Annotated in this window: 10 protein-coding genes; 8 read left to right on the forward strand and 2 right to left on the reverse strand. The window is 71.2% G+C overall.

The window, feature by feature from the left end; all coding sequences use genetic code 11:
* The first annotated feature begins 67 nt into the window (after window positions 1-67).
* Together lgt and ACFYON_RS00505 are read left to right on the forward strand one after the other, a co-directional pair.
* The gene (lgt, locus tag ACFYON_RS00500) at window positions 68-1,309 is read left to right on the forward strand and encodes a prolipoprotein diacylglyceryl transferase (protein WP_354870263.1); all 1,242 of its coding nucleotides are present in this window, start codon (window positions 68-70) and stop codon (window positions 1,307-1,309) included.
* Between the two features lie 11 nt (window positions 1,310-1,320).
* Complete coding sequence (locus ACFYON_RS00505) at window positions 1,321-2,508, forward strand: NAD(P)/FAD-dependent oxidoreductase (RefSeq protein ID WP_354870265.1); 1,188 nt, start codon at window positions 1,321-1,323, stop codon at window positions 2,506-2,508.
* A gap of 69 nt (window positions 2,509-2,577) precedes the next feature.
* On the opposite strand, the gene ACFYON_RS00510 is transcribed toward ACFYON_RS00505, so the two are convergent.
* A complete protein-coding gene (locus ACFYON_RS00510) occupies window positions 2,578-3,420 on the reverse strand; it encodes a GNAT family N-acetyltransferase (protein ID WP_354870267.1) in 843 nt (280 codons plus the stop codon).
* A gap of 145 nt (window positions 3,421-3,565) precedes the next feature.
* On the opposite strand from ACFYON_RS00510, the gene gltB reads away from it, so the two are divergent.
* Complete coding sequence (gene gltB / locus ACFYON_RS00515) at window positions 3,566-8,251, forward strand: glutamate synthase large subunit (RefSeq protein ID WP_354870270.1); 4,686 nt, start codon at window positions 3,566-3,568, stop codon at window positions 8,249-8,251.
* Window positions 8,244-9,749, forward strand: a complete 1,506-nt coding sequence (locus ACFYON_RS00520) for a glutamate synthase subunit beta (protein ID WP_354870272.1) — start codon at window positions 8,244-8,246, stop codon at window positions 9,747-9,749. The genes gltB and ACFYON_RS00520 overlap by 8 nt, the downstream gene beginning before the upstream one ends.
* Window positions 9,750-9,827: 78 nt before the next feature.
* Here the strand turns inward: ACFYON_RS00520 and ACFYON_RS00525 are convergent, their stop codons facing one another.
* Entirely contained in the window at window positions 9,828-11,363 is a 1,536-nt protein-coding gene (locus tag ACFYON_RS00525) for a M1 family metallopeptidase (RefSeq protein ID WP_387320417.1), read from the reverse strand.
* 197 nt (window positions 11,364-11,560) lie between these two features.
* Between ACFYON_RS00525 and ACFYON_RS00530 the strand changes: the two genes are divergently transcribed.
* From ACFYON_RS00530 to ACFYON_RS00545, 4 genes are all read left to right on the forward strand, one after another.
* Window positions 11,561-12,346, forward strand: a complete 786-nt coding sequence (locus tag ACFYON_RS00530; protein WP_354870276.1) for an SGNH/GDSL hydrolase family protein — start codon at window positions 11,561-11,563, stop codon at window positions 12,344-12,346.
* 178 nt (window positions 12,347-12,524) lie between these two features.
* Window positions 12,525-16,016 carry a DEAD/DEAH box helicase family protein gene (locus ACFYON_RS00535; protein WP_387320419.1) on the forward strand — a complete coding sequence of 1,164 codons (3,492 nt, stop codon included), beginning with the start codon at window positions 12,525-12,527 and terminating at the stop codon, window positions 16,014-16,016.
* Window positions 16,013-17,422 carry a hypothetical protein gene (locus ACFYON_RS00540; protein WP_387320421.1) on the forward strand — a complete coding sequence of 470 codons (1,410 nt, stop codon included), beginning with the start codon at window positions 16,013-16,015 and terminating at the stop codon, window positions 17,420-17,422. Before ACFYON_RS00535 ends, ACFYON_RS00540 begins: the two co-directional genes overlap by 4 nt.
* Entirely contained in the window at window positions 17,419-18,921 is a 1,503-nt protein-coding gene (locus ACFYON_RS00545; protein WP_387320423.1) for an N-6 DNA methylase, read from the forward strand. Before ACFYON_RS00540 ends, ACFYON_RS00545 begins: the two co-directional genes overlap by 4 nt.
* The last annotated feature ends 7 nt before the right edge of the window (window positions 18,922-18,928 follow it).

An 18,928-nucleotide genomic window follows, 5' to 3' on the forward strand; every position in this document is an offset into this window, starting at 1 on the left:
TGCCGACCCGCGTGGCAGGCGGCCCGGGGTGCCGCGCACACGGTCCGCACCGGTACCGTGTGCACCCGTGACCCTCGCCCCGATGACCCCACTGGCGGCCATGCCCAGCCCCAGCACCGCCGTCTGGCAGCTCGGTCCGGTTCCGATCCGGGCGTACGCGCTCTGCATCATCCTCGGCATCGTGGTGGCCTGCGTGGTCACCGAGTACCGGCTGCGCCGTCGCGGTGTGGCGCCGGGCGCGGTGCTCGACATCGCCGTCTGGGCCGTGCCGGCGGGCATCATCGGCGCGCGGATCTACCACGTGATCACCTCGCCGGAGAAATACTTCGGCGCCGGTGGTGAGCCGATCAAGGCGCTCTACATCTGGGAGGGCGGGCTCGGCATCTGGGGCGCGGTGGCCGGTGGCGCGGTCGGTGCGTGGCTCGCCGCCCGGCAACTCGGCATCCCGTTCACCGTCATCGCCGACGCGCTGGCGCCGGGGCTGCCGCTGGCGCAGGCCGTCGGCCGCCTGGGCAACTGGTTCAACAACGAGCTGTACGGCGGGCGGACCACGCTGCCGTGGGGCCTGGAGGTGCACGTGATGGACCCGGACAATCCGGGTCATGCGCTGCGTGACGACGCCGGCAACCCGGTGCTCCAGCCGGGGCTCTACCACCCGGCGTTCCTCTACGAGGCGCTGTGGAACGTCGGTGTCGCCGCGCTGGTGCTGGTCCTCGACCGCAAGCTGCGGCTCGGGCGCGGCCGGGCGTTCGCGCTCTACGTGATGGGCTACACGGTGGGCCGGTTCTGGATCGAGCTGATGCGCACCGACGAGGCGAACCTGATCCTCGGCGTCCGGCTCAACGTCTGGACCGCCGTGCTCGTCTTCCTCGGCGCGCTCGCCTACTTCGTCCGGGTCCGCGGGCCCCGCGAATACCTGGTGCCGGTGGGCGAGCCCGCCCCCGTGACCGTCCCGGCCGGCGACGTGTCCCAGGTCGACCTCTCCGCCCGGGAGGCCGCCGCGCAGCCGGCCGTGCCCGAGGGCTATCGGGTGGTGACCGAGGAACAGTTCGACGCGTACCGGGAGACCGGCGTGCTGCCCCCGGCGGATCCGGAGGGCGACGACGAACGCCCGGAAGCCCCGGACGACGTCACGAAGGCCGACGACGTCACCGACGTCACTGACGACGCCGGACGCGCGAAGAACGAGGACGTCACCCGGAGCGCGGACGACGCCGGCGGGAGCGCGGACGACGCCGGCGGGAGCCCGGAACGCACGAACGCCGGCCGCGCCGATGCCGGCGGGCGTCCGGCGGACCGGGACAGCTGAGCGGGGGAGTCATGCGCAGCGCGGTGGTGGTCGGCGCCGGCCTCGGTGGAATGGCGGCGGCTGGTGTGCTGGCCCGGTCGGGCTGGCAGGTCACGCTGCTCGAACACGCCGACCGGTTCCGCCCGGAGCCGACCGCCGTGGTGCTCTGGCCCAACGGGGTACGCGCGCTGCGCGCCCTCGGGCTGGGCGACGGGCTGGACGCGATCGCCACCCCGCTGCCCGACGGTGGCGTGCGCCGCCCGGACGGCCACTGGCTGGTGCAGCCCCGGTCCACGCCGGCCGAGCGGATGCCGGTGGTGGTGCACCGGGAGGATCTGCACGACGCGCTCATCGCCGGCCTGGGCGAACGGGTCGAGCTGCGCACCGGCGTGACGGTGCGGACGGTGCGGGCGGCCTCCGGTGAGCGACCCGCGGTGGGCGACGGCCGGCACACCTACGAGGCGGACCTGGTGGTGGCCGCCGACGGCGCCGACAGCGAGATCCGCCGGCACCTCGCCCCGGAGACCGCTGTGGTCAGCTCGGGGTGCGCCGCCTGGCGGGCGGTCATCCCCTGGTACCGGGCTCCCCAATTGCCGGACGACCAGCCGGTGCACGGCGAGACGCTCGGCGCCGGATACCGCTTCCTGGCCGCCTCGCTCGGCGAGCGGGGCGCCGCTGGCGCGTCCCGCCGGGGCGGCGTCTACTGGGTCGCCACCGCGGCCGGCGCGCCCCGCCCGGAGCCGCCGGAGACCCAGCTCGCGCTGCTCAAGCGCTGGTTCGCGGGCTGGCCCGCGCCGATCGGCACGCTGCTGGAGGCGACCGACCCGGAGGACGTGGTCCAGCAGGAGATCCGCGAGCTGCGCCCGCTGCCCAAGGCGTACGGCTTTCCGGCCGGCCCGGGCGGCGTGGTGCTGCTCGGCGACGCCGCGCATGCCATGCCGCCGCACCTCGGGCAGGGCGCCTGCCTGGCGTTCGAGGACGCGGCGACGCTGGCCGGGCTGCTGCGGGAGTCTCGGCTGCCGGACGCGGTGACCGCGTACGACAGGTTGCGCCGCCCCCGCGCGGCCACCATGGTCCGGCAGACCCGGCGGATGTCGGCGGTCCTGCAGGCCCGGGGACGCCTGGCGCTGCGGGCCCGGGACGCCGCACTGGGCACGATCAGCCCGCGACTGCGCAACACGGCCGCCGCGGCGGCCGCCGCCTGGCAGCCGCCGTCCTGACGCGGCCCGCTTCGGTGCGGAGGGCGGGCCCCCGCGGCCCGGTCTCCGGTGGGCGGGCCACGCCGGCGCTCAGATGACGGCGGCCGGTTCGGCGATGCAGGCGGTGCCGACCCGGCGGAACCCGACCCGCAGGTAGACGCGGGCTATGTCCTCGCTGCCGGCGCTCAGGAAGATCAGGGCGGTGCCGGCGGCGAGCAGTTCCCGCGCCAGCGTGGCGGCCACCACCGCGCCCAGTCCGCGGCGCCGGGCGGACGGCAGCGTGGCCACGCCGGCGATCTCCGCCACGTCGTCCACCCGCATGGCCATCCCGCTGGCGACCGCGCCCTCCTCGGGCAGCTCGGCGAGCACCGAGATGCGCCGCCCGTCGGCGAACCGGGTCGCCTCCTCCTCCAGCGCCGCCACGTCCAGTTGGGCGAGGGCGGCGTCCCGCTCGGCCGGTCCGGCGTCGCCGCGCGCGGTGCCGCCGTTGGCGAAGCCGACAGCGGCGACCGCCCGCCGCAGCGCGATGTCCGCGGCGAAGCCGGGGTCGCCGGGGTCCAGCACCCGCACCGGTACGTCACTGAACGTCCCCGGCTCGGGCAGCCGCTCCGGCTCCAGCAGCATCAGCGGCGCCTCCAGCACGCCGAGCCCGGCCGAGCGGGCCACGGCGAGCAGGTTCGGCTGGTGCTCGTGCACCCACTCGAACGTCTCCGGCAGGCCCAGCTCCTGCTGCCGGGCGCGGACGGCTGTCACGTCGGCGAGCGTCGGCGGCTCGGTGGCGTCGAGGCGGGGGCGGGCGTAGAACGGCCACCCGGCGCCGTCCCGGACGAACAGCACCAGGGCGCCGTATTCCTCGGTCCGCGCCCCGTCGCGGGGCACCGCGTCGTAGAACCGCTCCAACCGGGCGAGTACGTCAGCGCGTGCGAGATCCACCGCGCGAGACTACACGTCCCAGCATCTGGAAGTGTGATCAATCTGAACTGGCCTTGCGTCGGAAGCCCTAACGTAGACTCAATAAACCGCAGAGGGCCGACGTCGTCCCCATCATGATCCATCCTGAGTGACGACAGGAGGCCCGGTGGCCTTTCCGTACCCTCACAGCCCGCAGTCGGCCCCGCAGACGACCGGGCTCTACGACCCCGCGTACGAGCACGACGCCTGCGGCGTGGCCTTCGTGGCCGACCTGCACGGGCGGCGCTCGCACCAGGTCGTCGCCAACGGCCTCGGGGCGCTGTGCCGGCTGGACCACCGGGGCGCCCGGGGCGCGGAGCACAACACCGGCGACGGCGCCGGCATCATGATCCAGGTGCCGGACGCGTTCCTGCGCGCCACCGTCGACTTCCCGCTGCCCCCGGCCGGCCAGTACGCCACCGGCCTGGTGTTCCTGCCCGACGACGACGCGGCCGAGGCCCGGGCCCGGCAGGTGGTCGACAAGTACGCGCTCGTCGAGGGCGCCGACGTGCTCGGCTGGCGGGACGTGCCGACCGACGCGTCCGGCCTGGGGGAGACCGCGCTCGCGGCGATGCCCCGGGTCCGGCAGCTCTTCCTGGCCGCGCACCGGTTGACCGACTCGCCGGCCGGTCCGGCCGGCTCCCCGCTGTCCGGGCTCGACCTGGACCGGGTGGCGTTCTGCCTGCGCAAGCAGGTCGAGCGGGAGACCGCCGAGCGGGGCGTGCCGGCGTACTTCCCGTCGCTGTCCGGCCGCACGATGGTGTTCAAGGGCATGCTCACCCCGGACCAGCTCCCGGCGTTCTACCCGGAGCTGACCGACGAGCGGGTGGAGAGCGCCATCGCGCTGGTGCACTCCCGCTTCTCCACGAACACGTTCCCGTCCTGGCCGCTCGCGCACCCGTACCGGTTCATCGCGCACAACGGCGAGATCAACACGATCCGCGGCAACCGCAACTGGATGCAGGCCCGCGAGGCCCTGCTCCGGAGTCCGAGCATTCCGGGCAACATCCGCCGGGTCTTCCCGGTGTGCACGCCGGCGGCGTCCGACTCGGCCAACTTCGACGAGGTGCTGGAACTGCTGCACCTGGCCGGGCGGAGCCTGCCGCACGCGGTGCTCATGATGATCCCCGAGGCGTGGGAGAACGACCCGGACATGCGCGCCGACAAGCGCGCGTTCTACCGCTTCCACGCCAGCCTGATGGAGCCGTGGGACGGCCCGGCGTCGGTCGCGTTCACCGACGGCGAGATCGTCGGCGCGGTGCTGGACCGCAACGGCCTGCGCCCGGGCCGCTGGTGGCACACCGCCGACGGCCTGGTGGTGCTCGGCAGCGAGGCGGGCGTGCTCGACCTGGACCCGGCCACCGTGGTCGCCAAGGGCCGGCTCCAGCCCGGGAAGATGTTCCTGGTCGACACCGTCAACGGCCGGATCGTCTCCGACGACGAGATCAAGACCGAGCTGGCCGCCGCACAGCCGTACCAGGAGTGGCTGCACGCCGGCCTGATCGAGCTGGACGACCTGCCGCCGCGCGAGCACACCGTCTACACCCACGACTCGGTACGCCGCCGGCAGCAGACCTTCGGCTACACCGAGGAGGAGATGAAGATCCTGCTCGGCCCGATGGCCCGCAGCGGCGCGGAGCCGATCGGCTCGATGGGCACCGACACCCCGATCGCGCCGCTGTCCACCCGGCCGCGGTTGCTCTACGACTACTTCCATCAGCTCTTCGCCCAGGTCACCAACCCGCCGCTGGACGCCATCCGGGAGGAGCTGGTGACCAGCCTGGCGTCCACCATCGGGCCGGAGGGCAACCTGCTGGACCCGGGTGCGGCGAGCTGCCGCCAGATCGTGCTGCCCCACCCGGTGATCGACAACGACGAGCTGGCCAAGATCCTGTCCATCGACGAGGACGGCGACCTGCCGGGCTTCAAGGCGGTCCGGGTGTCCGGCCTGTACCGGATCCGCGACGGCGGCGCCGGCATCAAGGCCCGGCTGACCGAGATCTGCCGGCACGTCTCCGAGGCGATCGAGGACGGCGTGCGCATCCTGGTGCTGTCCGACCGGGACTCCAACGCCGACCTGGCGCCGATCCCGTCGCTGCTGCTCACCGCCGCGGTGCACCAGCACCTGGTCCGCGAGCAGACCCGCACCCAGGTGGCGCTGATCGTCGAGTCCGGCGACTGCCGCGAGGTGCACCACGCGGCGGTGCTGATCGGGTACGGCGCGGCGGCGGTCAACCCGTACCTGGCCTTCGAGTCGGTCGAGGACATGACCTCCACCGGGGCGTTGACCGGCGTGGACCCGGTGAAGGCGGTCCGCAACTACGTCAAGGCGCTCGGCAAGGGCGTCCTGAAGATCATGTCCAAGATGGGCATCTCGACCGTGTCGTCGTACTGCGGCGCGCAGGTCTTCGAGGCCGTCGGCCTGGACACCCGCCTTGTCCACAGATACTTCCGCGGCACGCCGAGCACCATCGGCGGCATCGGCCTGAACGAGATCCACGCGGAGGTCGCGGCCCGGCACGCGCGGGCCTGGCCGGCCCCGGGCGCGCAGGGCGACGACCGGCTGGAGGTCGGCGGCGAGTACCAGTGGCGCCGCGAGGGCGAGCTGCACCTGTTCAACCCGGAGACCGTCTTCCTGCTCCAGCACGCCACCCGCAGCCGCCAGTACGACGTGTTCCGGCAGTACACCGCCAAGGTCGACGAGCTGGCCGCGCAGGCGGGCTCACTGCGCGGGCTGTTCACGCTGCGCACCGGCGCACGCCCGGCGGTGCCCCTGGACGAGGTCGAGCCGGCCACCGAGATCGTCAAGCGCTTCGCCACCGGCGCCATGTCGTACGGGTCGATCTCGGCGGAGGCGCACGAGACGCTCGCCATCGCGATGAACCGGCTCGGCGGCAAGTCCAACACCGGCGAGGGCGGCGAGGACGTCGAGCGGCTGCACGATCCGGAGCGGCGCTCGGCGGTCAAGCAGATCGCCAGCGGCCGGTTCGGCGTGACCAGCGAATACCTCGTCAACGCCGACGACCTGCAGATCAAGATGGCGCAGGGCGCGAAGCCCGGCGAGGGCGGGCAGCTGCCCGGCAACAAGGTCTGGCCGTGGATCGCCCGGACCCGGCACGCCACCCCCGGCGTCGGCCTGATCTCCCCGCCGCCGCACCACGACATCTACTCCATCGAGGACCTGGCCCAGCTCGTCCACGACCTGAAGTGCGTCAACCCGGCCGCCCGGGTGCACGTCAAGCTGGTCAGCGAGGTGGGCGTGGGCACCGTCGCGGCGGGTGTGGCCAAGCTCAAGGCCGACGTCATCCTGATCTCCGGGCACGACGGCGGCACCGGCGCGTCCCCGCTCAACTCGCTCAAGCACGCCGGCACCCCGTGGGAGCTGGGCCTGGCCGAGGCGCAGCAGACGCTGCTGCTGAACAAGCTGCGCGACCGGGTGACAGTGCAGGTCGACGGCCAGCTCAAGACCGGCCGGGACGTGCTGGTCGCGGCGCTGCTCGGCGCCGAGGAGTTCGGCTTCGCCACCGCGCCGCTGATCGTCGAGGGCTGCGTGATGATGCGCGTCTGTCACCTGGACACCTGTCCGGTCGGCATCGCCACCCAGAACCCGGTGCTGCGCGAGCGCTTCACCGGCCGCCCCGAGTTCGTGGAGAACTTCTTCCTCTTCCTCGCCGAGGAGGTCCGCGGCTACCTGGCCGAGCTGGGCTTCCGCAGCATCGAGGAGGCGATCGGCCACACCGAGCTGCTCGACGTGGTCGGCGCGATCGACCACTGGAAGGGCCACGGGCTGGACCTGAGCCGCGTGTTGCACCTGCCGGAGCTGCCCGAGGGCGCGGCCCGCCGGGGCGTACGCGCCCAGGACCACGGCCTCGACGCGGCGCTGGACAACCGGCTCATCGAGCTGGCCGGGCCGGCGCTGCGCGACCGTACCCCGGTCCGGGTCGAGGTCGAGGTGCGCAACGAGCACCGCAGCGTCGGCGCGATGCTCGGCGGCGAGGTGACCCGCCGCTTCGGCGGTGCCGGGCTGCCCGACGACACCGTCGAGTTCCTGCTGCGCGGCACCGCCGGCCAGTCGTTCGGCGCGTTCCTGCCGCGCGGGGTCACGCTGCGCCTGTACGGCGACGCCAACGACTACGTCGGCAAGGGACTGTCCGGCGGGCGGATCGTGGTCCGGCCGGACGGCGCCGCGCCGTTCGTCGGCGTGGACGCCGCGCCGGGCCGCCGCGCCGAGGACCAGATCATCGCCGGCAACACCATCCTGTACGGCGCCACCGGCGGCGAGGTGTTCCTGCGCGGCCGGGTGGGGGAGCGGTTCGCGGTGCGCAACTCCGGCGCGGTGGCGGTGGTCGAGGGACTCGGCGACCACGGCTGCGAGTACATGACCGGCGGCACCGTCGTGGTGCTCGGGCCGACCGGGCGCAACTTCGCCGCCGGCATGTCCGGCGGCACCGCGTTCGTGCACCGGCTCGACGAGCGGCTGGTGAACGCGGAGCTGGTCGACCTGTCGCCGCTGCGCGACGAGGAGCGTGAACGGCTGCACGAGCTGCTCCAACGGCACTTCGCCGAGACGGACTCGGCGGTCGCCGAGGACCTGCTCAAGCGCTGGCCGCAGGCGGTGGAGGAGTTCACCGCCGTGGTACCCCGGGACTACCGCCGGGTCATGGAGATCATGCGGGCCGCCGAAGCCGCCGGCCGAGACGTCGACGACGCGGTGATGAGCGCACTGGCGGCGACAGCCGCCCCGCCGGCTCAGCCTGCCGCGTCCTTGCCACCCGCGCCCCGGGTGGTCGCCCAGGAGGTGGCTCGTGCCTGACCCGAACGGTTTTCTGCGCTACGACCGGCGGCTGCCGGCCCGCCGTCCGGTGCCGGTGCGCATCTCCGACTGGCGGGAGGTCTACCCGCCGGCCGGTGCGGAGCTGATCCGCGAGCAGGCCACCCGCTGCATGGACTGCGGCATCCCGTTCTGCCACGACGGCTGCCCGCTGGGCAACCGCATCCCGGACTGGAACGACCTGGTCCGCACCGGCAACTGGGACGCCGCCGTGGAGTCGCTGCACGCCACCAACAACTTCCCCGAGTTCACCGGCCGGCTCTGCCCGGCGCCGTGCGAGGCGGCCTGCGTGCTCGGCCTGGGCGGCCAGCAGCCGGTCACGATCAAGCAGGTCGAGGTGGAGATCGCCGACGCGGCGGTGGCCCGCGACGGCCTGCGCCCCCGGCCCGCCTCCGCCCCGACCGGCCGGTCGGTCGCCGTGGTCGGTTCCGGCCCGGCCGGGCTGGCCGCCGCGCAGCAGCTCGCGCGCGCCGGTCACACGGTCACCGTGTACGAGCGCGACGACGCGATCGGCGGCCTGCTCCGCTACGGCATCCCCGACTTCAAGCTGGAGAAGCAGCACATCGACAGGCGGCTGGCCCAGCTCACCGCCGAGGGTGTGCGGTTCCGGACCGGCGTCGAGGTCGGCGTCGACGTGACCGCCGAGCAGTTGCGCGCCGAGCACGACGCGGTGCTGCTCGCCTGTGGCGCGTTGCAGGGCCGGGACACCCCGGAGACGGCGGGCCGGGCGCTGCGCGGCGTGCACCAGGCGATGACGCATCTGGTCGCCGCGAACCGGGTGGTCGCCGCCGCCGGGGACGGGCGGCCCGCCCTGGCGACCCTGCCGGACGGTACGCCGATGGACGCCGCCGGCAAGCACGTGGTGATCATCGGTGGTGGCGACACCGCCGCGGACTGCCTCGGCGTGGCGCACCGGCAGGGCGCGGCCGGCGTACACCAGCTCGACCTCTACCCGCAGCCGCCGACCGAGCGCGACGCGGCCCGTGACCCGTGGCCGACCTGGCCGTGGGTGTTGCGCAACTACCCGGCGCACGAGGAGGGCGGCGACCGCGTCTTCGCGGTGGCGGTGCAGGAGTTCGTGGACGACGGCACCGGCCAGGTCCGCGCGGTCCGCATCGCCGAGGTGACAGTGGAGAAGGTGGACGGTCGCCGTATCGTCACAGCCCTGCCCGGCTCCGAGCGGGAGATCCCGGCCGACCTGGTGCTGCTCGCCATCGGCTTCGAGGGCACCGAGGAGCAGCCGCTGCTGGCCCAGTTCGGGGTGACCCGCAACGGCCGGGGCGCTGTCGACGCCCGTCCGGACTGGCAGGCCGCCGACGGCGTCTTCGTCGCCGGTGACATGCACCGGGGTGCTTCGTTGATCGTCTGGGCGATCGCCGAGGGACGCGCCGCCGCGGCGGCGATCCACACGTACCTGGGTGGGGTGGGCGACCTGCCCGCCCCGGTCGACCCGGCCCGCCAGCCGCTCGCCGCCAGATGAGAGGAAGGGCCCCCTCTTAACGCCTCGGGTAGAGGAGGGGGCCCTTCTTAACATCCGCCGCCCGCGCGGCGGCCTCGCTCAGCGGTCGAGCAGGTCGTGCGCCGCGCGGATCTTCGTCCAGGAGGCCGGCTGCGCCGGTGCGGCGCCGCTCCGCGCGGCGGCGGCCACGACGGGCCGGCCGGGCGTGAACAGCCAGGTGGTGAACACCGCGTCGAGGTCGCGTCCGGAGATCTGCTCGGCGAGCGCCTGGAACTGCGTGACGGTGCCGTTGCCGTACTGCCGGTCGGCGGTCCAGGTGCGCAGGATACGGAAGAACGCGGCGTCGCCGACGGCGAGCCGGATCTGGTGCAGCGCCATCGCGCCCCGGTCGTAGACCGCGTCGTCGAACACCCGCGCGGCCCCCGGGTCGCCGGGGAGCACCTGCCAGAACGCGGAATCGGCCGGGTAGCTGTCGTAGGTGAAGTCGAACAGCTCCTGCGCGGTGCCCTCGCCCTGCTCCTCGGACCAGAGCCACTCGGCGTACGAGGCGAAGCCCTCGTTGAGCCAGATGTGCCGCCAGTCCGCCACCGACACCGAGTCACCGAACCACTGGTGGGCGTTCTCGTGCACCACCACGTACGGGTTGGCGCCGCGCCGCCAGAAGCCGGGGCCGTACACCGGGCGGGTCTGCGTCTCCAACGCGAAGCCGATGCCGTCGATCGGCCCGGCCACGCCGCCCTGCGCCTCGAACGGGTACGGGCCGAACAGCCCGCTCTCCCAGTCGACGATCTCGGCGGTGCGCTCGATGCTGGCCCGGGCGGCCGGCAGGCGCTCGCCGAGCGTGGTGCTGTACGCGTTCACCACCGGCTGCCCGTTCGGCGCGATGTCGGTGACGATGTCGTACTGGCCGATGGCCAGGAACGCCTGGTACGTGGCACCGGGCTTGACGCTGCGCCAGCTCCACCGGGTGCGGTTGCCGGCCTCGGGCAGCGGGTCGCGCGGCTGCACGCCGTTGCTGACCACCTCGACGCCGGTCGGCACCGAGACGGAGACGTCCCAGGTGGCCTTGTCCTTCGGGTGGTCGTTGCTCGGGTACCACCACCAGGCCGACTCGGGCTCGTTGACGGCGAGCGCCCCGTCGGCGGTACGGGTCCAGCCGGTGTAGCCGTAGACGGTGGTCTGCGACGGCACGCCGGCGTACTTCACCACGACGGTGAGCTGCTGGCCGGTGGTCAGCGGCCGGGCCGGGGTGATCACCAGCTCGTGGTCGCCGGCCCGGGCGAAGCCGGCGACCCACCCGTTCACCCGTACCGACTCGACGTCGAGCGCGAAGTCCAGGTTGAACCGGGACAGGTCCTTCGTGGCGGTGGCGAGGATCGTGGTGGTGCCGCTGAGCCGGTCGGTGGCCGGCTCGTAGCGCAGCCGGATGTCGTAGTGGCCGACGTCGTAGCCGCCGTTGCCGTAGTCGGGGAAGTAGCTGTCGCCCAGGCCGGGGCTGCCGGGCGTCGGAGTGGCCGCCGCGACCTGCGGCCGGCCCCAGCCGGTGGGTGCGGCCTGACCGGGTGCGCCGGTCACTGTGGTGCCGGCCGCGGTGAGGGTCAGGGCGGCGATGGCCGCGGTGAGTGCGCGTCGCACGGTGGGACTCCCTCCGTCGGGTGTCGTCACCGCCAACCTAATCGACAGATGTGAACATATCGCTCCCGTTCGGCTGATCTTTGCTATTCAATTTTGGCAAATGTTTCGATAGCATTACCGCCCAGTAACAGCACCGATCCCTCGGCCACGCGCGCGGTCAACGGGCTCCACCACCCCTGCCCCGTGGAGGTTCTGCCATGTCCCGTCGCGTCCACACCGCGCTCGCCGCCGTCCTGGCGGCCGTGCTCGGCGCCGTGCTCCTGCCTGGCGCCGCCCGCGCGGCCACCGTCAACTACGTCGCCCTCGGCGACTCCTACTCCTCCGGCGTCGGCGCCGCGCCGTACGACCTGTCCACCTGCCTGCGCAGCCAGAAGTCGTACGCCCCGCTCTGGGCCGCTGCCCACTCGGTCACCAGCTTCAAGTTCCCGGCCTGCGGCGGCGCGGTGACCGCCGACGTGCTGAACAACCAGGTCGGCCAGCTCAGCAGCAGCACCACGCTGGTCACCATCACCATCGGCGGCAACGACGCCGGCTTCGCCGACGTGATGACCAGTTGCCGTTTCGGCAGCACCTCCAGCTGCGAGAGCGCCGTCAACGAGTCCAGGGCGTTCACCACCGCCACGCTGCCGGCCCGGCTCGACGCCACGTACACCGCGATCCGCAACCGGGCCCCGAACGCCCGGCTGGTGGTGCTCGGCTACCCGCGGCTGTTCGAGACCGGCTCCTGCGGCCTGCTCGCCATGAGCAGCTACAAGCGCACCATCCTCAACCAGGCCGCCGACACGCTCAACGGCGTCATCGCCGGCCGGGTGGCCGCGGCCGGGGGCACCTTCGTCGACGCGCGGCCGTTCTTCGCCGGGCACGGCGTGTGCGCCGCCCAGCCGTGGATCCGCGACGTCAGCGGCGTCATCGAGGCGTACCACCCGAACGCCGACGGCTACCGCTACGGCTACCTGGCCGCGCTGACCGCCGCGATCGGCTGATCCGGCACAGCGGAGCCCTCGGCCGGCGTGAGTGAGTCGGCCGAGGGCTCCGCTGTTCCCGGCGCTGTGGACCTGAGATTCTGTCGGATACCTGATTCCGGCGTTCGACTGTGCTGCGTGAAGCATCGATCGTTCCTATCCTGACGTGTTCATTCCCCGGCGACGCGCGTGGAGAGCTGTGGATCAGCGACAGGTACGACGGCTGGCAGAGCAGTCCGCCAACTTCGGCTTCCTCAAGGATCATCCACTCCTGGTCTGGTACGGCGCCGGCGCCGAGCTGCTCGTCTACGTCGACGCGCAGGCGGCGATGTTCAAGATCCGCGCCTTCGGCGACGAGCTGGCGAAGGATCTGGTGCGCCGCACCGACGCCCGGCCACAAGGTGACAAGTTCTTCCACCGCGTGCAGGCCCTTCAGGCCAACGGCACGCTCGTCCCGGAGATCTACCGCGCGTTCGATCGGCTGCGTGACCAGGGCAACCGCGCCGTACACGATCATCTGGGTGAGGTGCGCGCCGCGCTGGAACTGCTGCGGACCTGCTTCGAGTTGGGCGTCTGGTTCCACCGCGCCCTGACCGGCGACCGCTCACCGATCGGCTTCGTACCGCCCACGCCGCCCCCTCAGCAGGTGCCCCAGAGCGTCGCCGACGCGCTCGCGGCCGAGCTTGAGCGCTACAAGAACGAGCTGGCGCAGACCAAGCTGTTGCTCGACGGCAAGCTGTCGCTGGTACAGGCCAAGGCCGACGCGCAGGCGGCGGCGGAACAGGCGGTACGGGCGGCGAGCGCGCGTCAGGGCGAGGCCGCCGCCCTGGTGGCGAGCCTGGAGCCGGCGGCGCACGAGGCGCAGCGGGCCGCCGAGCAGCGCAAGCCGGCGCGGGTCTCCGCCGCCCGGCGGGAGGAGTTCATCGCCCGTGCCCGCCGCGCCTCCCACGAACCACTCAACGAGGTGCAGACCCGGGCCGAGATCGACAGGCAGTTGCGCGCCGCCGGGTGGGTGGTCCAGGACGAGAACGAGATCAACCTGTTCGCGGCAACCGGCGTCGCCGTCCGCGAGGTGACGCTCGCCACCGGGCGAGCCGACTACCTGCTCTACGTGGACCAGCGACTTGTCGGAGTGATCGAGGCGAAGCGGGAGGGCACCGCCCCGCGCGGAGTGGAGGCGCAGCTCGACCGTTACCTGAGTGGGCTCACCCCGGCCCAGAAACTCAGCGCGTGGCGACGGGACGAGCCACTGCCGTTCGGGTACGTCGCCACCGGCACGGAGACCGCCTTCGTCAACCGGCTGGACCCCTTCCCGCGTACCCGGGAGGTCTTCGCCTTCCACCAGCCGGCCACGTTCGCGCGGTGGATGCGGGAGGCGGACGACGACCGGGCCGCGCCGACGCTGCGGTCCCGGCTGCGGCGAATGCCGGCGCTGGACCGGCTCGGCCTGCGGCCGGCGCAGGTCGACGCCGTCGCCGGGCTGGAGCGGTCGCTCGCCGAGGACCGGCCGCGTTCGCTGATCCAGATGGCGACCGGTGCGGGCAAGACCTTCACCGCGGTGACCGCCAGCTACCGGCTGCTCAAGCACGCCCGCGCCGCCCGGATCCTCTTTCTGGTCGACCGCAACAACCTCGGCAAGCAGACGCTGCGCGAGTACGCCGGCTACCAGGCCCCCGACGACGGGCGGAAGTTCACCGACCTCTACAACGTCGACCGGCTCTCCGGCGCCGGCATGCTCGACTCGTCCGCAGTGGTCATCTCCACCATCCAGCGCCTCTACGGCGCCCTGCGCGGCGTCGAGCTGCCCGACGTCGACCTGGACGACCGCGACTACGACAGTTACGACCTGGACGAGCCGGCCGAGGTGGCCTACAACCCGCAGCTCCCGCCGGAGACGTTCGACCTGATCGTGGTGGACGAGTGCCACCGCTCGATCTACGGCAAGTGGCGGGCGGTCATCGAATACTTCGACGCGTTCGTGGTCGGGCTGACCGCCACGCCGGTCAAGCAGACGCTCGGCTTCTTCCAGCAGAACCTGGTGTCCGAGTACACCTACGAGCAGGCCGTCGCCGACGGGGTCAACGTCGACTTCGACGTCTACCGGATCAAGACGGAGATCACCGAGCGTGGCGCGGACATCGAGGCCGGCACCGTCGTGCCGCTGCGGGACCGGCGCACCCGCGCCGAGCGCTACCAGGAGCTGGAGGACGACTTCACGTACGGCGGCAGCCAGGTGGGCCGGTCGGTGATCTCGAAGGGGCAGCTCAAACTGGTGCTGGAGACGTTCCGCGAGAAGCTCTTCGAGGAGATATTCCCGGGACGGTCGACAGTGCCCAAGACGCTGATCTTCGCGCGGGACGACAACCACGCCGAGGAAATCGTGCAGATGGTCCGGCTCGTCTTCAACCGGGGCAACGACTTCGTCAAGAAGATCACGTACGCCTCACGGCGCGAGGGCGACAACCCGGACACGCTGATCCAGGCGTTCCGCAACAGCCCTGAGCTGCGGATCGCGGTGACCGTGGACATGATCGCCACCGGCACGGACGTACGGCCCCTGGAGTGCGTCTTCTTCCTGCGCCCGGTGCGCAGCTCCACCTACTTCGAGCAGATGAAGGGACGCGGCGCCCGGACCATCGACGCCGCCGACTTCCAGGCCGTCACGCCCGACGCCGAGGTCAAGGACCGCTTCGTCATCGTCGACGCGGTCGGTGTCACCGAGGCCGACCTGGACGAGGCGGTCCCGCTGCAACGCCACACCGAACGCCAGATCTCGCTGCGCGACCTGCTCCGCAAGGCCGGCACCCTGACCGCCGACGCCGACGAGGTGGCCACGCTCGCCTCGCGGCTGTCCCGGCTCAACCAGCAGCTCACCGACGACGAACGCGCCGAGCTGGCCGACCTCGCCGGTCAGCCGCTCAAGGACGTCGTGCGCGGCCTTACCGACGCGGTAGCGCCGGAACAGCTCAACCCCGCCACCCAGGCCGGCCCGGCCGCGGTACGGGACCTGCTGGCCGGCGCGCTGCGCCCACTCGCCGCGAACCCGCCGCTGCGGGAACGCATCCTGGAGATCCGCCGGGCGCACGACATCACCATCGACGAGGTGAACGCCGACCGGCTGATCTCGGCGCAGGGCGTGCCGGCCGAGGAGCGCGCACAGGTCACCGTGAAGAGCTGGCACGACTACCTGGAGGAGCACCGCGACGAGATCACCGCGTTGCAGGTCTTCTACGAGGGCCGGGGCCGGGTGGGCTACGAACAGCTCAAGGAACTGGCCGCGCGGATCGCCCGGCCGCCGCAGGCGTGGACGCCCGAGTCGCTGTGGAAGTCGTACGTGCTGCTCGGGCGTACCGCCGAGGCCCCCGGCAACCGGGGCATCACCGATCTTGTCAGCCTCGTGCGGTATGAGTTGGGGCTGGACCAGGAGCTGCGCCCGTACCGGAGCCTGGTCGAGGAGCGCTTCCGTGGGTGGCTGCTGCGACAGGAGCAGGCGGGCGCTACGTTCACTGCCGATCAGGCGTGGTGGCTGGAGAGGATCAAGGACGTGATAGCGGTCAGCGTGGAAATCACCGCGGACGACCTGGAGGGCGCGCCGTTCACCGAGCGCGGCGGCATCGACGGGTACGCGGGCGCATTCGGGGAGCGCGCCGAACCGTTGCTGACGGAACTGAACCAGGAGTTGTCCGCGTGACGGTTCCATTCGTCGTTCCAGAATCATGGGTATGGGGAACCCTGGGTGACGTGGTCAGTAGAGTGGAGGCAGGCAAGTCGTTCACCTGTCTGCCTCGCCCCGCTGAGGATGGCGAATGGGGAGTCATCAAGGTCAGCGCAATGACCTGGGGTGAATTTCGCGCAACGGAGAATAAGGCTGTCCCCGAAGGTGCGGCAGTAGACTCTCGCTTCGAGATCCGGCCCGGAGATGTCCTGGTAAGCCGAGCCAATACAGAGCAGTACGTGGGTGCGCCGGTCCTTGTCGGACCCTGTCGACCAGGATTGCTCTTGAGTGACAAGAGTCTGCGCCTAGTGCCGGCGGCGGGGATTGACAGGACCTGGCTCCTGTATGCGTTATCGTCGCCGTTCGTGCGACATCAAATCTCGATGCAAGCCAGCGGGCAGCAGGATTCAATGCGAAACATTTCGCAAAAGGCTCTGTTGGCGACCCCGTTGCCCATTCCACCCAGAGATGAGCAGCGCCGTATCGTCGCGGCCCTTGAGGAGAAGTTGTCTCGGCTTGCTGAAGCTGAGCGTCGGGTTGCCTCACCCATGCGTCGCCTACCGCTTCTTCGGTCGGCGATCATCGGGCATATGATCAGATCCAGTAAGGCATCCCCGCGCACTCTCGAATCACTTCTTCTGGTCAAAATGATCAATGGTAAGTCGGTGCCGACTCGGGCTGGAGGGTTTCCCGTCCTGCGTCTGACAGCTCTGCGGGACGGCCGGATCGATCTTGATGAGAGTAAGCACGGTGCTTGGGACGCGGCGGCGGCCGCTCCTTTTGTTGTTCGCGGTGGGGACTTCTTGGTTAGTCGGGGTAATGGTTCACTTCGCCTCGTTGGTCAAGGTGGCTTAGTTCCGGCTGATCCAGATCCGGTGGCTTTTCCTGACACGCTTATTCGAGTGAGAACTGACCCATCGCAAGTTCGGGCAGAGTATCTCGCGCTTGTCTGGAATTCTCGATACGTGCGACGACAGATCGAAGCGAGTGCCAGGACCACCGCAGGAATTTTTAAGATCAACCAGGCGCTGATGGCGAAGGTGGAAATCCCCGTTCCAGAGTTGAGCGACCAGGATGACATCCTCCTGCGCTGGCAGATGGCAGACGGCGGGCTCCGACGTCTCCGTGCCGTTGTTGACTCGGCTGCCCGTCGTGCGGCAGCGCTCCGTTTGTCATTGCTTACGGAGGCGTTCGCCGGACGATTGGTGCCCCAAGGTGATGACGACGAGTCAGCGCAGCAGCTTCTTGCGCGGATTCGAGCTGAGCGGAAGATCGCTGGACCAAAGCAGCGTACGGAAGGTGAGCGCGCCCGGCGGGAGCTGGTGGCCCCGCCGACCAGGGTGACCGGTGACGACTACCAGCAGGAGGCACTGCCGCTGTGAGCACTGTGGATTCGCGCCGACTCGTGCAGAAGCTGTGGAACTACTGCGACGTGCTGCGTGACGACGGCGTCTCGACCATCGACTACGTCGAGCAGTTGACCTACCTGCTGTTCCTCAAAATGGCCGACGAACGGGCCCGCCGACCGCTGAAGCCCGAGAAGATCGTCCCTGACGAGCTGAGCTGGCAGACCCTGCTCGATGCCGAAGGCGACGCGCTGGAGATGCAGTACCGGCACATCCTGACCGGGCTGGGCAAGGAGAGCGGCACGCTCGGCACGATCTTCCGCAAGGCGCAGAACAAGATCCAGGATCCGGCGAAGCTCAAGCGGCTGATTGTGGACCTGATCGACAAGGAGGCCTGGTCGGGCACCGGCGTCGACGTCAAGGGCGACGCCTATGAGGAACTGCTCGCCAAGGGGGCGGAGGATGCCAAGTCCGGCGCGGGCCAGTACTTCACCCCCCGTGCGTTGACCGCCGCCATGGTCGACTGCATGTTGCCCACACCGGACGACACGATCACCGACCCGGCCTGCGGCACGGGCGGGTTCCTGCTCGCCGCCTACGAGCACATCCAGCGGCACCACGGCAGCGCGCTCACGCCCGACCAGCGACGGCGGCTTGCTCAGGGCGCGATCACCGGTACCGAGCTGGTCGACGGCACGGCACGGCTCGCGGCGATGAACATGCTGCTGCACGGCATCGGCACGCCGAACGGGCCGTCGCTCATCGCCGTCCGGGATGCGCTCGGCAAGGAGCCCGCGAGCCGGGTGAGCCTGATTCTCGCCAACCCGCCGTTCGGTCGTAGCTCCTCGATTCGAGTTGTCGGTGAGGACGGCCGGTCCACCCGTGAGGAACGAGAGATCGAGCGAACTGACTTCTGGGCCACCACCGCCAACAAACAACTAAACTTCGTCCAGCACATCGCCTCCCTGCTGGAGATCGACGGTCGCGCCGCCGTCGTCCTGCCGGACAACGTGCTCTTCGAGGGCGGTGCGGGTGAGACCATCCGCCGCCGGCTGCTCAAGCAGTACGACCTGCACACCCTGCTGCGACTGCCCACCGGCATCTTCTACGCGGGCGGTGTCAAGGCCAACGTGCTCTTCTTCGAGCGCAAGCGTGCCCGTGAGGAGCCGTGGACCCAGAAGCTCTGGGTGTACGACTTCCGCACCAACCAGCACTTCACGCTCAAGCAGAACCCGCTGCGGCGCGAGCACCTCCAAGACTTCGTCGACTGCTATCTGCCCGGCGAGGACCGCGCCGAGCGGGTGGAGACCGAGCGCTTCCGCGCGTTCTCGTACGACGAGTTGATCGCCCGCGACAAGGTCGACCTCGACATCACCTGGCTCAAGGACGCCTCGCTTGAGGATGCCGACTCGCTGCTGCCACCCGAGGTGATCGCCCAGGAGATCGTCGACGATCTGCAAGCAGCTCTCGCGGAGTTCGCTGCCATCGCTGACGCGCTCGGGTCGAGGTCGAAGGATCGAGCCGTGGAGGCGTAGCGCTCCG

Source organism: Micromonospora sp. NPDC005686, assembly GCF_042871665.1.
GTDB lineage: Bacteria > Actinomycetota > Actinomycetes > Mycobacteriales > Micromonosporaceae > Micromonospora.

Bases quoted from the DNA above. Each gene is read 5' to 3' on its own strand.
- ACFYON_RS00505 (WP_354870265.1), top strand. From the start codon at position 1,321: ATGCGCAGCGCGGTGGTGGTCGGCGCCGGCCTCGGTGGAATGGCGGCG.
- ACFYON_RS00530 (WP_354870276.1), top strand. From the start codon at position 11,561: ATGTCCCGTCGCGTCCACACCGCGCTCGCCGCCGTCCTGGCGGCCGTG.